Raw genomic sequence first — 367 nt, forward strand, 5'->3', positions numbered from 1 at the left:
TAGTTCTAGAATAAAAATAGTACAAGATAAATTGAGAAAGTTCCCAATAAAGATTAAAATGAAAGTAAGATATGGGGGAACTTAATCATGAAAAAACAACATGACAAACAGTTTAAAGAAGATGCTATAAAATATTATATGGATCACAAGGAACTTGGGATAAGAGGCTGTGCTCAAAATCTGGACATAGGGGGTAGTACTTTGTCAAAATGGATTAGAGATTCTAAAAGCGAGAATGGTATTCAGGTTCGTGGATCAGGTAATTATTCTAGTGATGAACAAAAAGAGATTGCACGATTAAAACGTGAACTTCGCGATACAAAGGATGCTCTAGATGTATTAAAAAAAGCCATAAGCATTCTGGGAA

Annotated in this window: 1 protein-coding gene; it reads left to right on the forward strand. The window is 33.2% G+C overall.

Annotated features, from left to right (window positions below):
* Positions 1-87 precede the first annotated feature (87 nt).
* Positions 88-367, forward strand: a 280-nt coding sequence (locus ACJDU8_RS25740; RefSeq protein WP_406795030.1) for a transposase, incomplete at its 3' end; no start/stop codon positions are given.

The sequence above is a fragment of the Candidatus Clostridium eludens genome (genome assembly GCF_045310515.1).
Classification (GTDB): Bacteria; Bacillota; Clostridia; order Clostridiales; family Clostridiaceae; genus Clostridium_B; species Clostridium_B eludens.